Raw genomic sequence first — 15,889 nt, 5'->3', positions numbered from 1 at the left:
CGGCTCTCACCGGCCGAACCGGGAGCTGGTTCAGCCCAGGTTGGCGCAGTGGTTACCGAACGCCGGGTTCAGCAGACCGACGGCGTCGATGGTGTTGCCGCACAGGTTGACCGGAACGTGAACCGGAACCTGGATCTGGTTGCCCGAGATGACACCGGGGGAACCCGCGGCGACACCCTCGGCGCCGGAGCTGGCCATCGCGGTGCCGGCGCCGGCGGCCACGATGCCCACCACGGCCGCGCCGACGGCGGCGGTCTTCTTGATGCTCATACGAGCCTCCTGACTGTTCAACAGAGATGCACGGGGAGTGCGACATCTAGAACGAGACCCACTCGGACCGGTTGCGACGGTACGCACACTGCCACCCGTCTGGCCCAACGGCGACGGCGACCGGCATTCGGGTGATCAGCGGACCGGACCGTTTCCCCTCGCGCGGCGCCTCGTTCTCTCTGGCGGAACACCATCCGGCCCCTCCAACACGAATCGAGTACCGCTCATGCGCAAGCTCGCCCACGGCGTCGTCGGCACCGCGGCCGGCGCCGCTCTGCTCGCCGCCGGTGCCGGCGTCGCGTCCGCCCACCACCTGCACGGCGCGTCCGCCGAGGGTGTCGCGGCCGGCTCGGCCGGTGCGGTCTCGGGCAACTCGGTGGAGGTGCCCGTGCACATCCCGCTGAACGTGTGCGGCAACTCGGTCGACGTGGTGGGCCTCCTGAACCCGGCGTTCGGCAACAACTGCCTCAGCGCCTGACCGGGAATTCCCTGGTCGCGCCTTTGCCCGAACCGTTCCCGGCCGTGCGGGAAAGGTCGGCGGGGCGCTGGAGAAACGCGGCGGTTGCGTCGACGCCCGAGCCATGGGCGAAACACGCCGGTGTACGCCGCCGGAGTGACCATCACGGCAATCCCAGAATCCATCGGGTGAGTATTCGTGCTCGCCCGGCCCCCGACATTTCCCATCCGTCGGGCAGAAATCGGAGGAAAGACATGCGCAACGTCAAGAAGGCCGCCGCCCTGTCCCTGGCCGCCACCGGCCTGGTCCTCGGTGCCGCCGGAGGCGCGTTCGCCAGCTCCGGCGCCCAGGGCGTGGCCGCCGGCTCCCCCGGCGTGCTCTCCGGCAACCAGATCCAGATCCCCGTGCACATCCCGGTCAACGTGTGCGGCAACTCCATCGGCATCGTCAGCATCCTGAACCCGGCGCTCGGCAACAACTGCCTCAACGCCGGCTGAACCGGCGGTCGCCGACCCGGCGACGCTGATTCACCGAGCCCGTGCCGCGCCCCGCAGCGCCGGGGTGCGGCGCGCTCCACCCGTGTGTGATCGAGGAGATCAACCCCCATGCAGAACGTGAAGAAGGCCGCCGTCCTGTCCGCCGCCGCCGCCGGCCTGGTGCTGGGCGCGGCGGGTTCCGCCGCCGCCAGCTCGGGCGCGGAGGGCGTGGCCGCCGGCTCCCCCGGTGTCGTCTCCGGCAACCAGATCCAGGTCCCGGTGCACATCCCGGTCAACCTGTGCGGCAACTCCATCAACGCCGTCGGCCTGCTGAACCCGGCCTTCGGCAACAGCTGCGCCAACGTGGAGGCGCACCCGAAGCCCGCGGACGACTGCTGATCCCGGATCGGCACGCGTTCCGGCCGAACTGCCCCCCGACCAACCGGCCGGGGGGCTGTTCGGCATCCCCGGGCGGCCGGCGGCCGTCCTGGACCCCGATCCACCGAAGGGTGATTCCGCATGGTTTCGAAGAAGAGCGGGGCCGGTCTGGTCGCCGCCGTCGGCGCCGCGATGCTGTTCGGCGCAGGCTCCGCGCAGGCCGCCCCCGCGACCGGCCCGGCCCCTGAGTCGGGCCCGGCCAAGCTGGCGAAGACGGACGTCGGCCAGGCGCTGAACGGGACGACCTCCGGGCTCGGCTACGGGCTCGCGCCGGTCAAGGACCTGCGCCTGGACCCGTGGGCGAACTCCTCGGCCGACGTGCTCAACAACGGCGCGACCGTCCAGCCGGACCAGGGCCTGGCCCCGGTCGGCACCAGTGGGCTGACCGGCCCGCTGAGCGCGGGCGGCGGCGTCCGGGACCTCCCGCTGGTCGGCGGGCTGACCGGCGTCCTGCCGGGCTGAGCCGCCGGCCCGGACGAAAGCCCGGCACCCCGGTCGTACCCGGGGTGCCGGGCTCCGCCACGCCCGGAGCCGCTGGGCTCAGAGCTGGGTCAGGTCGGTCAGGCCGGTCTGCTGCACCACGCCGGTGGTGGTCGCGGTGGTCGGCGCGGCCAGGTCGCCCACCTCGTCGGTGACCGAGATCCGGTGGTCGTCGTCGCCCAGGCTGGCGGTGGCCCCGGGGACGGCCTGCACGGTTCCGGTGACCAGCCGCGGGTCCACCTCGTCCACCTTGAGCCGGCCGTCGGCCAGCTGGCCGGTGCCGTCCTGGACGAGGGCGAGCGGCTTGCCGAGGGCCAGGCCGGGGGTGTCCGCGTGCAGCGGCGCGGCCGGGGACTCCAGCAGCACCTGGCCGAGGTCGGCGCCCTGGTCGACCAGCGGGAGCGGCAGCTGGGCCTTGGCGCTCGGGCCGACCTTGCCGGTGTGCAGCTCGGGGACCAGCCGGTCCGGGATCAGCTCGGTGCTGGTGGTGCGGCCGGGCGCCGGCGGCATGACCAACGAGGTCGGGATGCCGGCCGTGAGGTGGCTGCCGAGCGGGGTGAGCGGCACGTCCGCCGGGACCTGCTGGGTGGCCAGCTTGTCCTCCAGGGCACCGACCCGGTCGGGGCTGATCGGGGCGGCGGAGGCCGCTCCCTGGGACGCGAGCATGCCCGCACCGACCGCCAACAGCATCGCGCCGGCCCGCTTGGAGAACTTCATGCTTTTCACCGTTCCGCCTGTCCGTACTGGAGATCTCTGAAAGGAGGGGCTGCGGGGCACAGCCGGAAAGCAATCTGCCTCAACGAGTGACCGCGAGTGCGGATTGCGGCGGTTAACCGGTTCGGCCCAATAATCCGACCGTAAACCATCCGACGACGCGCCTCACGGACTCTTTTCAGAAATCCCCGTAACCTTCCGTGCCGTCATTCTTTGATCTGGACGTCAGTGACTGCAGACCGGGTCTGAGCGTTCTACGCGTTGTACGCACGGAAACCAAGAGCATTTCAGAGAGGGATCTCCCCATGATCCAGAAGTCCTTCGCCGCCGCCGGCCTGGCCGTCGCCGCGCTGGCCGCCGCCGCCGCGCCCGCCTCGGCCATCGGTGACGCGGACGGCGCCGCCGCCTCCATCGAGGGCAACGGCGGCACCAACTTCACCGGCACCGTCGGCAACAACAGCCCGAACTTCCACTTCCTGGACAACGCGAACATCTGCCTGCCCGAGATCCACAACATCGCCGTGAGCGGGGTCGGTCTGGCCATCCCGGTCGAGGTCCCGATCGCCAACAGCGGTGGCAGGCAGTACTGCACCCAGGGCCAGGGCACCCAGAGCCACGGCGACGCCGGCGTGTCCCACCTGGTCGGCTGACCGTTCCCCAGCTGTACTCCCCCGTACCACCCTTCGTATCGCTCCCCGATTCATCCCCGAGAGGAAAACCGGAAATGATCAAGAAGTCCCTCGCCGCCGCCGGCCTGGCCGCCGCCGCCATCGCGATGTCCGCGGGCTCGGCCTCCGCCATCGTCGACTCGGACGGCGCCGCCACCACGGTCCAGGGCAACGGCGGCACCAACCAGACCGGCACCCACGGCAACGGCAGCCCGAACTTCCACACCCTGGACAACCCGAACATCTGCCTGCCCGAGGTCCACAACATCGCCGTCGCCGTTGCCGGTGCCGCGGTTCCGATCGAGGTGCCGATCCTGAACAGCACCCCGAAGCAGATCTGCAACGTCGGCCAGAACACCCAGTCCTCGGGCGACGCGGGCGTCTCGCACCTGATCGGCTGATCAAGGGGCACCGCACGGACGGAGGGCCCGGGGAGGTACGCCTCCCCGGGCCCTCCGGGCGCTACGGGCAAGGTGTCCGGTCGGCCGCCGAACGGGTGCGGACCGGCCGGGTGACCGGGCGTTCGGGACCGGCGCGTGGGGTGCCGGCGCGAACGACCGGATGTGATCACGCGTCAGAGGCAGAGCGCCCTCCGCGGCGCTCCGAAAGAGAGGGCATTTCCATGAAGAGCAAGCTGGCCAAGGCCGCACTGACCGCCACCGCCGCGCTGGCGCTCGCGGGTGCCGCCACCCCGGCGTTCGCCCACGTCGGTCTCGCGGGCGGCGGCGGGTTCGTCGCCTCGGGCGACCAGCCGTTCGTGGCCGGCGCGGGCTGGGGCGTCGGCCACACCAGCGACGTCATCGCCGGCGGCTTCGGTGGCGGCGCCGCCACCGCCACCGACGTGATCGGTGGCGGCGAGGGCTTCGCGCACATCAACGGCTGGAAGTAGAACCCGGAAGGCCGGGCCGCTCCCAGGGGGAGGGGCCCGGCCTTCCGCCGTGCGCTGGACGCTACTTGAGCATCGCGGCGGCCTCGACCGCCCAGTAGGTGAGGATCTGTTCGGCCCCGGCCCGGCGGATCGAGGTGAGCGTCTCCATGATCATCCGCTCCCGGTCGATCCAGCCGTTCGCCGCGGCCGCCTCGACCATCGCGTACTCGCCCGACACCTGGTACGCCGCGACCGGCACCGGCGAGGCGTCGGCGACCTGGCGCAGGATGTCCAGGTAGGCCATGGCCGGCTTCACCATCACCAGGTCGGCGCCCTCGGCGAGGTCCTGCTCCAGCTCGCGCAGCGCCTCGCGGGCGTTCGCCGGGTCCTGCTGGTAGCTCTTGCGGTCGCCCTTGAGCGAGGAGCCGACGGCCTCGCGGAACGGGCCGAAGAACGCCGAGGCGTACTTGGCGGTGTAGGCGAGGATGCCGGTGTCCTGGTGCCCGGCCTCGTCCAACGCCCGCCGGACCACCGCGATCTGGCCGTCCATCATGCCGGACGGGCCGACCAGGTGGACGCCGGCGTCCGCCTGCACCCGCGCCATCTCGGCGTAGCGCTCCAGGGTGGCGTCGTTGTCCACGCTGCCGTCGGCGGCCAGCACGCCGCAGTGGCCGTGGTCGGTGTACTCGTCCAGGCAGAGGTCCGACATGACCACCAGGGAGTCGCCGACCTCGGAGACCACGTCCCGGATCGCCTGCTGGAGGATGCCGTCCGGGTTGGTGCCCTCGCTGCCGATCGCGTCCTGCACCTCCGGGACGCCGAACAGCATGAGGCCGCCCAGGCCCGCCTCGGCCGCCTCCACCGCGGCCTTGCGCAGGGTGTCCCGGGTGTGCTGGACCACGCCCGGCATCGAACTCACCGGGACGGGCTCGCTGACGCCCTCGCGGACGAACAGCGGCAGGATCAGCTCCGCCGGGTGCAGCCGGGTCTCGGCCACCAGGCGGCGCATCGCCGGGCTCTGGCGCAGCCGGCGGGGGCGAACGTACGGGAATTCAGCGGACACGGCTTCTCTCTCCGAACGGTTGTGCAGTGCCGGGGGCGACGGATCGCCGCCCCCGGTCCCGAGGGTGTCAGCGGGCCTTGCGGCGCGATCCCGGGCGGCGCTCGCTGGGCCGGTAGACCGGCTCGCCGGCGGCCGTGGCGGTGTCGCGGCGCTTGGCTCCGAAGTCTGCCAGGGCCTGGGCCAGCGCGGCCGCCGACGGCGCCGGAGCCATCACGTCGACCCGCAGGCCGTGCTCCTCGGCGGTCTTGGCGGTGGCCGGGCCGATGCAGGCGATGACCGTGACGTTGTGCGGCTTGCCGGCGATGCCGACCAGGTTCCGGACGGTCGAGGACGAGGTGAACAGCACCGCGTCGAAGCCGCCGCCCTTGATCGCCTCGCGGGTCTCGGCCGGCGGCGGCGAGGCGCGCACCGTCCGGTACGCCGTCACGTCGTCGACCTCCCAGCCGAGCTCGACCAGGCCGGCCACCAGGGTCTCGGTGGCGATGTCGGCGCGCGGCAGCAGCACCCGGTCGATCGGGTCGAAGACCGGGTCGTACGGCGGCCAGTCCTCCAGCAGCCCGGCCGCGGACTGCTCCCCGGAGGGCACCAGGTCCGGCTTCACGCCGAAGTCCACCAGGGCCTGGGCGGTGGTCTCGCCGACCGCCGCGACCTTGATCCCGGCGAACGCGCGGGCGTCCAGGCCGTACTCCTCGAACTTCTCCCGGACGGCGCGGACGGCGTTCACCGAGGTGAAGGCGATCCACTCGTAGCGGCCGGTGACCAGGCCCTTGATGGCCCGCTCCATCTGCTGCGGGGTGCGCGGCGGCTCGACCGCGATGGTCGGCACCTCCTGCGGCACCGCGCCGTACGAGCGCAGCTGCTCGGACAGGCCGGTGGCCTGCTCCTTGGTGCGCGGCACGAGCACGTTCCAGCCGAACAGCGGCTTGGTCTCGAACCACGAGTGCGAGGACCGGTGGGCGACCTGCTCGCCCACCACGGCTATCACCGAGGTCGCCGGATCCACCGGGGCGGAGACCGGCGAGGGCAGCACCCGGGCGGCCTTCAGGTCGGCCGCGATGGCGGACAGGGTGGAGGTGAAGGTCCGCTGGCGGGTGGTGGTGCCGGAGAGCGTCGCGCTCAGCGCCGACTCCGGCTTGCGGCCGTTGGCGACCAGCGCGTTGGCGGTGGCCGGCAGCTGGCCCAGGGTGGTCCGGACCACCAGGGTGGTCTCCGGCGCGCCCAGGTCCACCGGGCTGCCGGCGAGCAGCGCGGTGCCGTCCACGAAGCGGACGTCGGTGCCGGCCGCGCCGCGCAGCGGGACGCCCGCGTACGCCGGGACGCCGACCGACTGGGCGACGCCCGGGATCACCTCGAAGGGGATCCCGTCGCCCGCGCAGCGGAGCATCTCCTCGGCGGCGCAGCCGTCCAGGCCCGGGTCGCCGTCGACGGTGCGGACCACGTGCTTGCCGGCCCGCACGGCCTCGGCGACCAGCCTGGCCAGGTCGAAGTCCGCGCCCTCGGCGGCCGGGGTGTGCACCTGCACGCCGGTCGGGCAGTGGGTGCGCACGGCCGCCGCGGTCAGCGGGTCGGCGACCAGGACGTCGGCCGAGGACAGCACCTCGACCGCCCGCAGGGTCAGCAGCCCCGGGTCCCCGGGGCCCGCGCCCAGGAAGGTGCACCGTCCGGTGGCGGACTGGCCGCCCGGGAACGGGGTTTCGGTGGCGGCGGTGGGGCTCATCGGGCTCGCTCCCCCATCAGGGTGGCCGCGCCCGCGTCGAGCAGCCGGGCGGCCAGCGTGCGGCCCAGGGCCGTCGCGTGCTGCTCGGCGGTCTCGTCGAGGACGATCGGACCGTTGGCGGACATCTTCAGCAGGGCGGCGCCGTCGGGGTCTCCGACCACGCCCTCCAGCCGCAGTTCGTTCGGCCGGACCCAGGTGGCCAGCGCGGCCACCGGCGCCGAGCAACCGGCCTCCAGGGTGGCCAGCAGGGCGCGCTCGGCGGCCACGGCGACCCTCGTGGGGGCGTGGTCCAGGGCGGCGAGCGCGGCGGTCAGGTCGGTGTCGGCGGCGGTGCACTCGATCGCGAGCGCGCCCTGGCCGGGGGCCGGGATCATCAGCTCCGGGTCGAGGTGCTGGGAGATCTCGGCGGACCGGCCGAGCCGGTTGAGGCCGGCCGTGGCCAGTACCACCGCGTCCAGCTCGCCGTTGGCGACGTAGCCGATCCGGGTGTCCACGTTGCCGCGGATCGCGACGGTCTCCAGCGCGGCGCCGCGGGCCCTGGCCCAGGCGTTCAGCTGGGCCATCCGGCGCGGTGAGCCGGTGCCGATCCGGGCCGGGCGACCGGCGCCGGCCAGCTTCTCCACCAGCTCGTCCAGGGTCAGGCCCTCGGCGGCGACCAGGGCGTCCCGGACGTCCTCGCGCTCGGGGACGGCGGCCAGCACCAGACCCTCCGGCGCGGCGGTGGGCAGGTCCTTGAGCGAGTGCACGGCGAAGTCGATCCGGCCCTCCAGCAGTGCGTCCCGCAGCGCGGAGACGAACACGCCGGTGCCGCCGATCTGCGCCAACGCCTCCCGGGAGGTGTCGCCGTAGGTGGTGATCTCGACCAGCTCGACGGGGCGCCCGGTGACCCGGGTCACCTCGCGGGCCACCATGCCCGACTGGGCCATGGCGAGCGCGCTGCGCCGGGTGCCGAGCCGCAGGGTCGCGGTGGCGGCCGGGGCCTGCTCCGTGATCGGTTGACCATTCATGAGGTGATCGTCCCGGTGGTACTCGTGGGATGGCTGACGGTTCATCTGGCGCCCCCGCCCGAAGGCTGGGGGCCACCGACGGGTGTGCCCGACACGGCGTGCACGGCCGCCGGGTCGAGGTCGAACAGCTCGCGCAGGGCGTCCGCGTAGGAGGCACCGCCGGGCTCGGCGGCCAGCTGCTTCACCCGGACGGTCGGGGCGTGCAGCAGCTTGTCGACGACGCGGCGGACGGTCTGGGTGATCTCGGCGCGGGAGCGCTCGTCCAGGTCGGGCAGCCGGGAGTCCAGCCGGACCAGTTCGGCGGCGACCACGTCGGAGGCCATCGCCCGCAGCGCGACCACGGTCGGCGCGATCCGGGCGGCCCGCTGGGCGGCGCCGAAGGCGGTCACCTCGTCGGCGACGATCCGGGAGACCTGGTCCACGTCGCCGGCGCCGGGGGTGGCGGCGTGCGCGTGGGAGAGGCTCTCCAGATCCACCAGCAGGGCGCCGGGCAGCTCGTGCACGGCGTGGTCGACGTCGCGCGGCATGGCCAGGTCGAGCAGGGCGAGCGGCTGGTCGGCCCCGCGGCGGAACCGCTGGGCGTCGCTGCGGGCGGCGACCGCGGCGGCCACGTCCTCGGCCTTGATCACCACGCCGGCCGCGCCGGTGCAGGAGATCACCAGGTCGACGTCGGCCAGCGCCTCCGGCACCTTGGCCAGGTCCAGGGTGCGGGCCACGTCGGAGCCGAGGATCTCGACCAGGCGCTCGGCGCGGGCCGGCGTCCGGTTGGCGATCAGCAGGTCGGTGACGCCGCAGCGGACCAGGGTGGCGGCGGCCAGCGAGCTCATCGAGCCCGCGCCGACCACCAGCGCCCGCTTGCCGGCGATCTCGCCCGCGCCCACCGCGACCTGCTCCAGGCCGAAGGTCACCAGCGACTGGCCGGCCTTGTCGATGCCGGTCTCGCTGTGCGCCCGCTTGCCGACCCGCAGCGCCTGCTGGAACAGCTCGTTCAGGCCGCGCCCGGCGGTGTGCTCCTCCTGCGCCGTGGCCAGCGCGTCGCGCAGCTGGCCGAGGATCTGGCCCTCGCCGACGACCATCGAGTCCAGGCCGCAGGCCACCGAGAACAGGTGGTGGACGGCGCGGTCCTCGTAGTGGACGTACAGGTGGGAGGTCAGCTCCTCCAGGTCCACCCCGCTGTGGTGGGCGAGCAGCAGAGACAGCTCGGCGACACCGGCGTGGAACTTGTCCACGTCCGCGTACAGCTCGATCCGGTTGCAGGTGTTCAGCAGCGCGGCCTCGGCGACGGTCGCGGTGGCGGCCGCGTCGTGCAGCAGCCGGGTCGGCACCTCACCGGTCAGCGCGGCGCGCTCCAGCACGCCGACCGGCGCCGTTCGATGGCTCAGTCCAACGACGAGAAGACTCATGCCCGCCCCCTGGTCCCACGGTTATCCGTACTCATGCGGGCATCACCGCGGGGAGATCGCCATCCCCGCCCTTGCCGGACTTGCCCTGCTCGGCCTGGTCCTTGGCCGCCGTCTCGGCGGTGCCGCGGCCCTTGCCGTTGCCGCCGGCCGCACGGCGCAGCTTGGCCGCCGCCGCCCGGACCGGGCCCGGGGCGCGGTCCAGCACCGACTCGGTGCGGTCCGGCTCCTCGCCGGCCTTGCGCTGCTCGTGGAAGGCCAGGATCTGCAGCTCGATGGAGAGGTCGACCTTGCGCACGTCCACGCCGTCCGGGACGGTCAGCACGGTCGGGGCGAAGTTGAGGATGCTGGTGACACCGGCCTCCACCAGGCGGTCGCAGACCTGCTGGGCGGCGCCGGGCGGGGTGGTGATCACGCCGATCGAGACGTGCTGGCTCTCGACGATCGACTCCAGCTCGTCCATGTGCCGCACCGGCAGGCCGGCCGCGCTGCCGCCGACCACGTTCGGGTCGGCGTCCAGCAGGGCCGCCACCCGGAAGCCGCGGGAGGCGAAGCCGCCGTAGTTGGCGAGGGCGTGGCCGAGGTTCCCGATGCCGACGATGACGACCGGCCAGTCCTGGGTCAGGCCCAGCTCGCGGGAGATCTGGTAGACGAGGTACTCGACGTCGTAGCCGACACCGCGGGTGCCGTAGGAGCCGAGGTAGGAGAAGTCCTTGCGCAGCTTGGCCGAGTTCACGCCGGCGGCGGCGGCCAACTCCTCGGAGGAGACGGTCGGCACCGAGCGCTCGGAGAGCGCGGTGAGCGCGCGCAGGTAGAGGGGCAGGCGGGCGACGGTCGCCTCCGGGATGCCCCGGGCACGCGAGGGTCGGCGCGCGGCGCCCTGGTCGGGCGTCTGCGAACTGCTCTGTGGTGATCGGCCGATTGCCACGGTGCTCCTGTGGGTGAAGCTGGGCTTTGGCAGCCAGGCTATGCGTTTGTGAACGTGTGCACAAAGATGGTGTCCGTTTTGTCCCCGCACAGTGATGCGCATCACGCCGACGAACCCATAGCACCGGCCTGTGTCAGTAGTACCTCCGGGGCCGGGGCGTCGGGAAGCCACGGACCGAACAATGTCTCCCGGCGCACCAGCGGAACCGGCGTACCGGACGGGCGGGACCGGGCCCGGCCCAGCCGCGGCCACGGCACCCGGGCCGCCTCGCGCAGCGGGCCAGCCCAGTCGTCCGGCGGGCAGGACGGGACGCCGACGCAGTGCCGCAGCAGCTCGGCGGTCACCCGGGCGTCGCCCAGCGCGGTGTGCGCCGGGTACCAGCCCAGGCCCGCCGCCGCCACGCAGGCCGCCAGGCCGTGGCCGCCGGCCTCCGGCAGGTGGGCGCGGGCCAGCCGCATCGTGCACAGCAGCGGGACGGGCGGCAGCGACACCCCGATCCGGGCGAACTCGCGATCCAGGAAGGCGTGGTCGCAGCTGACGTGGTGGCCCACCAGCACCCGGCCGGCCAGCAGCTCCAGCAGTCGCGGGGCGATCTCCCGAAAGCGCGGGGCGCCCTCGACGTCCGCCTGGCGTATCCGGTGCACGTGGGTCGGGCCGACCGGGCCCAGCGGGTCGAGCAGGGTGGCGAACTCCCCCTCCGGACGCAGCCGCTCGTCCAGCAGCACCACCGCGACCTCGACCACCCGGTGCCGCCACGGGCTGCGGCCGGTCGCCTCCACGTCCACCACGGCGAAGCCCCGGGCGCCGTGCGGGGCTTCGGGCGTCCCAGGGGTCGGGCGGGGAAGCATGGCGGCACTCCTCGTGTGCTCAGCCCCCCACGGGCGCAAACGCGTTCGATCGTAAGCCGACCAACCGGCCCCGGCTCAAGCCGGAACGGGGTGTCTTTGGCAACGATTCGGCGAACCGCCCCCGCCGAGTGGCGGGGGCGGTGGAGGGTGCGCGCGAGCCCGTCAGCCGCCGAGGGCGGCGCGCAGGCGGCGCTCGTCGACCCGCCAGAAGTCGTGCTGACGGCCGTCGATCAGGGTCACCGGGATCTGCTCCCAGTAGCGCCGGTACAGCTCCTCGTCCTGGGTGATGTCCTTCTCCTCGAAGGTCGCGCCCAGCTCGCCCGTCACCCGGACGATCACCTCCCGGGCCTCGTCGCACAGGTGGCAGCCGGGCTTGCCGACCAGGGTCACGGTGCGGTCGGCCGGCGCGGGCCGGGGGCTCTTGTCACGTCGCAGCAGTGGGCTCACCCGGCCATTGTCCGCCTGCCCCGCACCCGCCCCGCCGGGGCCCGGGGCCGCCCGGTGTTCACCGCGCGGGCACGCCGCCGTCACGGCCGCTCCGCGCCCGGCTGGCTATGCTCGGTGGCATGGCCGTGCTCCGAAGGCTCACCCAGGCGAAGCGTTCCACCACCGGGCGGAGCGCCCTGGCGGGCGAGGCCGCCGCCGAGGCGGCGGAGGCCGCGCTGCGGGCCGAGCCGGCGCCGGACACCGCCCCTGCGGCGGACAGCCCCCTGGACGGCACCGCCGGGGAGAGCGCCGCCGCCCCCGCCGCGGGCAAGGCCGGGAAGGCGCCCAAGGCCCCGGCGGAGAACCACACCCCCGAGCCGGACGATCCGCGCGCCGCCGCGTTCTTCGACTGCGACAACACCATCCTGCGCGGCGCCGCGATCTTCTACCTCGGGGTCGGCCTCTACCGGCGCGGCTTCCTCACCCGTCGCGACATCGCCCGGTTCGCCTGGCAGCAGGCCTGGTTCCGGCTGCACGGCGCCGAGGACCCGGACCACATCTCGGACGCCCGGAACACCGCCCTCGGCATCGTCGCCGGCAAGCCCACCGCCGACCTGGAGGCGATCTGCGAGGAGATCTTCGAGCAGGTCGTCGCCGACAAGATCTGGCCGGGCACCCGCGCCCTGGTCCAGATGCACCTGGACGCCGGCCAGCGGGTCTGGCTGGTGACCGCCGCCCCGCTGGAGGTGGCCCGGATCATCGCCCGCCGGCTCGGCATGACCGGCGCGCTCGGCACCATCGCCGAGGCCGACGGCGGCCGGTACACCGGCCGGCTGGTCGGCGAGCTGCTGCACGGCCCGGCCAAGGCGGCCGCGGTGCGCGCGCTGGCCCGGCGCGAGCGGCTGGACCTCGACCGCTGCGCCGCGTACAGCGACTCGGCCAACGACATCCCGATGCTCTCGCTGGTCGGCCACCCCTACGTGGTGAACCCGGACGGCGCGCTGCGCCGCCACGCCCGGGCCCAGGGTTGGCGGGTCCGGGACTTCCGGACCGGGCGGAAGGCGGCCCGGGTGGGGCTGCCGGCGGCCGCCGCGCTCGGGGTGCTCGCGGGTGCGGCCGCCGCCGGGGTGGCGCTGAACCGCCGCCGCCGCTGCGCCTGACGGGCTCCCGCCGCCCCGGTCCACCCCGCCGCCCCGGCTCCCCTGGGCGGGTGACCGGACGTCAACCGGGGCTCTGACCTGCCCCCTCGTACGGGCGAACTCCCGCTACCCGTACGGCTTTCCGGCCTAGTGAGCGAACCTGTCAGCCAGTGACCGGTTCTGATCGTTCGTCAGACCGGGAAAGTCAGGGGTTGCCGGGCCTCAAGTCAGGGAAACCACCCGCCAGACCACCGAATTGGTCACCCTGAGCACCCGATCGGTCACGTTGGGCCGGATGAACGATGACAGGTCCGGTCAGTGTCCGACGAATATGCGCGGTGAATGGATCCCAAACGACCACTTCGACCACACGGTGTAGCTGTCATTGCACAAAGCGTTATTCTCTCCTGGATGCACGTCACCACGCGTCTCGCTCGAACGGGCGGCGCGGGAGTGCTCTCCGCGCAGGCGGAGGTGATCCGTCCACAGTTCTGCCTCTGGGAGTCCCGTGTACCCACCCGTCCGGAACGACGCGCCTGCACCCTCCCGCCCGTCGTCCGCGCCCCTGCGCCCCCGCACCGGCATCCGCGGCCGCCCGGTCGCCGACCGGCAGATCTCCACCGGCCTGGGCCTGCTGCGCACCCTGCTCCGCAGCCAGCTCGCCGCCTCGCCCCAACTCGTGCCCGCCGGAGCCCCGTTCGGCCACTCGCACGGCGCCGGCCTGGCGCTGCGCACCACCGCCGCCGGCTCGACCGGCACCGGCTCGCGCGGCCGCACCGGCACCACCGGCGTCGGCCGCAGCCGGCCCCGGACCGCGCCGAGCCCCGGCTACGAGACCGAGCACAACCCGATCATGGAGCTGGTCGAACGGGCCCAGGCCGGCGAGAGCGAGGCCTTCGGCCGGCTCTACGACCACTACGCGGACACCGTCTACCGCTACATCTACTACCGCGTCGGCAGCCGGGCCACCGCCGAGGACCTCACCAGCGAGACGTTCCTGCGCGCGCTGCGCCGGATCGGCACCTTCACCTGGCAGGGCCGGGACTTCGGCGCCTGGCTGGTGACCATCGCCCGCAACCTGGTCGCCGACCACTTCAAGTCCAGCCGCTTCCGGCTGGAGGTCACCACCGGCGAGATGCTCGACTCCAACGAGTGCGAGCGCAGCCCGGAGGAGTCGGTGCTGGAGTCGCTCTCCAACGCCGCCCTGCTGGACGCGGTGCGCCGGCTCAACCCGCAGCAGCAGGAGTGCGTCACGCTCCGCTTCCTGCAGGGGCTCTCGGTGGCCGAGACCGCGCGGATCATGGGCAAGAACGAGGGCGCCATCAAGACCCTCCAGTACCGCGCCGTGCGCACCCTGGCCCGGCTGCTGCCGCCGGACGCGCGGTGAGGCGACGGTGACCGGGGGCGGCATAGCCGGCGGGCGTCCCGGCGGGACGTCACCATCCGTGCCCGATCGACACGTCCGGGTGAACGGTCGATCCGATGATCAGCCGCGCGTAACCCACCGCCCTCGCCACTCGTTGGCCAGCGTGCAAGTCCCCACCAGGCGTGCGGTCAAGCCGAATTGCGACCTGTCACCCGATGGAGTGGCTTTGGCCCGCCGAGGCAACCGTCCGGCAGGCCGGGGTGTCGACAACGACGAAGGGAGGTGTGGCCCGTGACGGCAAACGTGCTGGAACACCGCCGGGCGAAGGCCTTCGCCGAGGCGCTGGAGGTCCGCCAGGCGGCGCAGCGCGGCGAGGACGACGCTGGATCGGCCAACACCGCTGCCACCGGCGCCGGTTCGGTCGCGATGGCAGAACTGGTCGGGCTGACCGACGCGCTGTGTGCGGTGCCTGGGCCGGCGCTGGACCGGGAGGTACGAACCGTCCAACGCGCCCAACTGATGGCCGCGTTCGAGCAGGCCTTCGCCGGCGGACCGGGCGCCGCAGTGCCCCGCCAACGCCGGCACCGCGCGATCCGGACGGCGCCGCGCGGCCGCTGGAGCCGCCGGTTCGCGATCGGCGGACTGGTCGCCGGGCTCGCCGTCGGCAGCCTCGCCGGCGCCGCCGCCGCCAGCTCCAACGCCCTGCCCGGGGACACGCTGTACGGCATGAAGCGCGGTCTCGAAGGGCTTCGGCTCGGCCTCGCGGACTCCGACTCCGAACGCGGCGAGCTGCTGCTCGACAACGCCGCCACCCGGCTCGGCGAGGCCAAGACCCTGGTCGGCCACACCGGCCCGGCCGACGTGCTCAGCCAGGGCACCGTCGAACGGGTCCGCCGCGCGCTGGACGACATGCACGCCGACGCCCTCAAGGGCCGCGAGCTGCTCCGCTCGGTCTACCGCAGCAACGGCTCGCTCGACCCGATGCGCGCCCTGGCGGGCTTCGCCCAGGACGAGGACGGCCGCTGGACCGAACTGGTGGGCCAGCTGCCCGTCCAGCTCACCCAGCAGGCCCACCTGGTCGACCAGCTCTTCGACGACATAAGCGAGGACGTCGCGCCCCTGCGCCTGGGCCAGCCCACCGCCAAGAGCGGTGGCCCGGCCGGCACCGGGGCGGGCGGCGACACGGCCGGCCCGGCCACCGGCGGCACCCCCGCCGGCACCCCGGCGAACGGCACCGGCAGTGCGCCCGGCGCCGGCCCGGCCCAGGGCGGCGCCAGTGGCGCGAGCAACGGCGGCAACCGCCCCGGCAGCACCGAGCACGCCCCCGCCGGCACCAGCACGCCCAACGGCTCCGGAGCCAAGGGCGGCGGTCTGCCCAGCACCCTGCCCACCAGCGCCCCGGACGCCGTCAACGGGCTCGTCGGGGACCTCACCAGCGGGCTCACCGGGGCCAAGGCCTCGCCGAGCGCCGAGCCGGCCCCGCAGCAGCAGGCGCCGCGGCCGCCGTCCGGCACGCCCAGCGCCCCGCCCGGCGGCCAGCCGCAGGGCGTCGACGTGCCCCCGCTGATCCCGGGCCTGCTGCCCGGGCTGCGGATCCTCGGCGGCTGACCGGACGAGGTCGAGG

At 73.8% G+C, this 15,889-nt stretch carries 19 protein-coding genes; 10 read left to right on the top strand and 9 right to left on the bottom strand.

What is annotated here, in order from left to right:
* Nucleotides 1-30 precede the first annotated feature (30 nt).
* On the bottom strand, nt 31-270 hold the full coding sequence (locus tag ACIOJE_RS01530) for a chaplin (protein ID WP_280675425.1): 240 nt from the start codon (nt 268-270) through the stop codon (nt 31-33).
* Between the two features lie 226 nt (nt 271-496).
* On the opposite strand from ACIOJE_RS01530, the gene ACIOJE_RS01525 reads away from it, so the two are divergent.
* The 4 genes from ACIOJE_RS01525 to ACIOJE_RS01510 all read left to right on the top strand — a co-directional run bounded on the left by ACIOJE_RS01525 (nt 497) and on the right by ACIOJE_RS01510 (nt 2,103).
* A complete protein-coding gene (locus ACIOJE_RS01525; protein ID WP_280675428.1) occupies nt 497-748 on the top strand; it encodes a chaplin in 252 nt (83 codons plus the stop codon).
* Nucleotides 749-981: 233 nt separating this feature from the next.
* A complete protein-coding gene (locus ACIOJE_RS01520; protein ID WP_400772608.1) occupies nt 982-1,224 on the top strand; it encodes a chaplin in 243 nt (80 codons plus the stop codon).
* Nucleotides 1,225-1,332: 108 nt separating this feature from the next.
* Nucleotides 1,333-1,602, top strand: a complete 270-nt coding sequence (locus ACIOJE_RS01515) for a chaplin (protein WP_280675432.1) — start codon at nt 1,333-1,335, stop codon at nt 1,600-1,602.
* Between the two features lie 120 nt (nt 1,603-1,722).
* Nucleotides 1,723-2,103 carry a hypothetical protein gene (locus ACIOJE_RS01510; RefSeq protein WP_280675434.1) on the top strand — a complete coding sequence of 127 codons (381 nt, stop codon included), beginning with the start codon at nt 1,723-1,725 and terminating at the stop codon, nt 2,101-2,103.
* Nucleotides 2,104-2,181: 78 nt separating this feature from the next.
* Here the strand turns inward: ACIOJE_RS01510 and ACIOJE_RS01505 are convergent, their stop codons facing one another.
* Nucleotides 2,182-2,838 (bottom strand): hypothetical protein, encoded by a 657-nt coding sequence (locus ACIOJE_RS01505; protein WP_400772607.1) that lies wholly within the window; start codon nt 2,836-2,838, stop codon nt 2,182-2,184.
* A gap of 302 nt (nt 2,839-3,140) precedes the next feature.
* Here ACIOJE_RS01505 and ACIOJE_RS01500 point away from each other — a divergent pair, with 302 nt between their 5' ends.
* The 3 genes from ACIOJE_RS01500 (at nt 3,141) to ACIOJE_RS01490 (ending at nt 4,392) form a co-directional block, all read left to right on the top strand.
* On the top strand, nt 3,141-3,485 hold the full coding sequence (locus tag ACIOJE_RS01500; protein WP_280675437.1) for a rodlet layer protein: 345 nt from the start codon (nt 3,141-3,143) through the stop codon (nt 3,483-3,485).
* Between the two features lie 74 nt (nt 3,486-3,559).
* Nucleotides 3,560-3,904 carry a rodlet layer protein gene (locus ACIOJE_RS01495; protein WP_280675438.1) on the top strand — a complete coding sequence of 115 codons (345 nt, stop codon included), beginning with the start codon at nt 3,560-3,562 and terminating at the stop codon, nt 3,902-3,904.
* Nucleotides 3,905-4,125: 221 nt separating this feature from the next.
* The gene (locus tag ACIOJE_RS01490) at nt 4,126-4,392 is read left to right on the top strand and encodes a hypothetical protein (RefSeq protein WP_280675439.1); all 267 of its coding nucleotides are present in this window, start codon (nt 4,126-4,128) and stop codon (nt 4,390-4,392) included.
* Between the two features lie 61 nt (nt 4,393-4,453).
* Here the strand turns inward: ACIOJE_RS01490 and hemB are convergent, their stop codons facing one another.
* From hemB to ACIOJE_RS01455, 7 genes are all read right to left on the bottom strand, one after another.
* Entirely contained in the window at nt 4,454-5,434 is a 981-nt protein-coding gene (gene hemB / locus ACIOJE_RS01485; protein ID WP_280675441.1) for a porphobilinogen synthase, read from the bottom strand.
* A gap of 67 nt (nt 5,435-5,501) precedes the next feature.
* Entirely contained in the window at nt 5,502-7,151 is a 1,650-nt protein-coding gene (locus ACIOJE_RS01480; RefSeq protein WP_280675443.1) for a bifunctional uroporphyrinogen-III C-methyltransferase/uroporphyrinogen-III synthase, read from the bottom strand.
* Nucleotides 7,148-8,158, bottom strand: coding sequence for a hydroxymethylbilane synthase (hemC, locus tag ACIOJE_RS01475; RefSeq protein WP_400772604.1), 1,011 nt, complete (start codon nt 8,156-8,158; stop codon nt 7,148-7,150). Before hemC ends, ACIOJE_RS01480 begins: the two co-directional genes overlap by 4 nt.
* 41 nt (nt 8,159-8,199) lie before the next feature.
* Nucleotides 8,200-9,561, bottom strand: coding sequence for a glutamyl-tRNA reductase (locus ACIOJE_RS01470; protein WP_280675447.1), 1,362 nt, complete (start codon nt 9,559-9,561; stop codon nt 8,200-8,202).
* Nucleotides 9,562-9,592: 31 nt separating this feature from the next.
* Complete coding sequence (locus ACIOJE_RS01465) at nt 9,593-10,480, bottom strand: redox-sensing transcriptional repressor Rex (RefSeq protein WP_280675789.1); 888 nt, start codon at nt 10,478-10,480, stop codon at nt 9,593-9,595.
* A gap of 107 nt (nt 10,481-10,587) precedes the next feature.
* The gene (locus tag ACIOJE_RS01460) at nt 10,588-11,334 is read right to left on the bottom strand and encodes a 3'-5' exonuclease (RefSeq protein WP_280675449.1); all 747 of its coding nucleotides are present in this window, start codon (nt 11,332-11,334) and stop codon (nt 10,588-10,590) included.
* A gap of 162 nt (nt 11,335-11,496) precedes the next feature.
* Nucleotides 11,497-11,781 (bottom strand): glutaredoxin family protein, encoded by a 285-nt coding sequence (locus ACIOJE_RS01455; protein ID WP_280675451.1) that lies wholly within the window; start codon nt 11,779-11,781, stop codon nt 11,497-11,499.
* A gap of 119 nt (nt 11,782-11,900) precedes the next feature.
* Here ACIOJE_RS01455 and ACIOJE_RS01450 point away from each other — a divergent pair, with 119 nt between their 5' ends.
* From ACIOJE_RS01450 to ACIOJE_RS01440, 3 genes are all read left to right on the top strand, one after another.
* The gene (locus ACIOJE_RS01450; RefSeq protein WP_400772601.1) at nt 11,901-12,920 is read left to right on the top strand and encodes an HAD family hydrolase; all 1,020 of its coding nucleotides are present in this window, start codon (nt 11,901-11,903) and stop codon (nt 12,918-12,920) included.
* 487 nt (nt 12,921-13,407) lie between these two features.
* Nucleotides 13,408-14,286, top strand: a complete 879-nt coding sequence (locus ACIOJE_RS01445; RefSeq protein ID WP_400772600.1) for an ECF subfamily RNA polymerase sigma factor, BldN family — start codon at nt 13,408-13,410, stop codon at nt 14,284-14,286.
* A gap of 270 nt (nt 14,287-14,556) precedes the next feature.
* Complete coding sequence (locus ACIOJE_RS01440; protein ID WP_400772598.1) at nt 14,557-15,873, top strand: DUF5667 domain-containing protein; 1,317 nt, start codon at nt 14,557-14,559, stop codon at nt 15,871-15,873.
* The last annotated feature ends 16 nt before the right edge of the window (nt 15,874-15,889 follow it).

The organism is Kitasatospora sp. NPDC087861 (assembly GCF_044742585.1).
Taxonomy (GTDB): Bacteria; Actinomycetota; Actinomycetes; order Streptomycetales; family Streptomycetaceae; genus Kitasatospora.
This window is presented reverse-complemented; position numbering and strand designations above follow the sequence as displayed.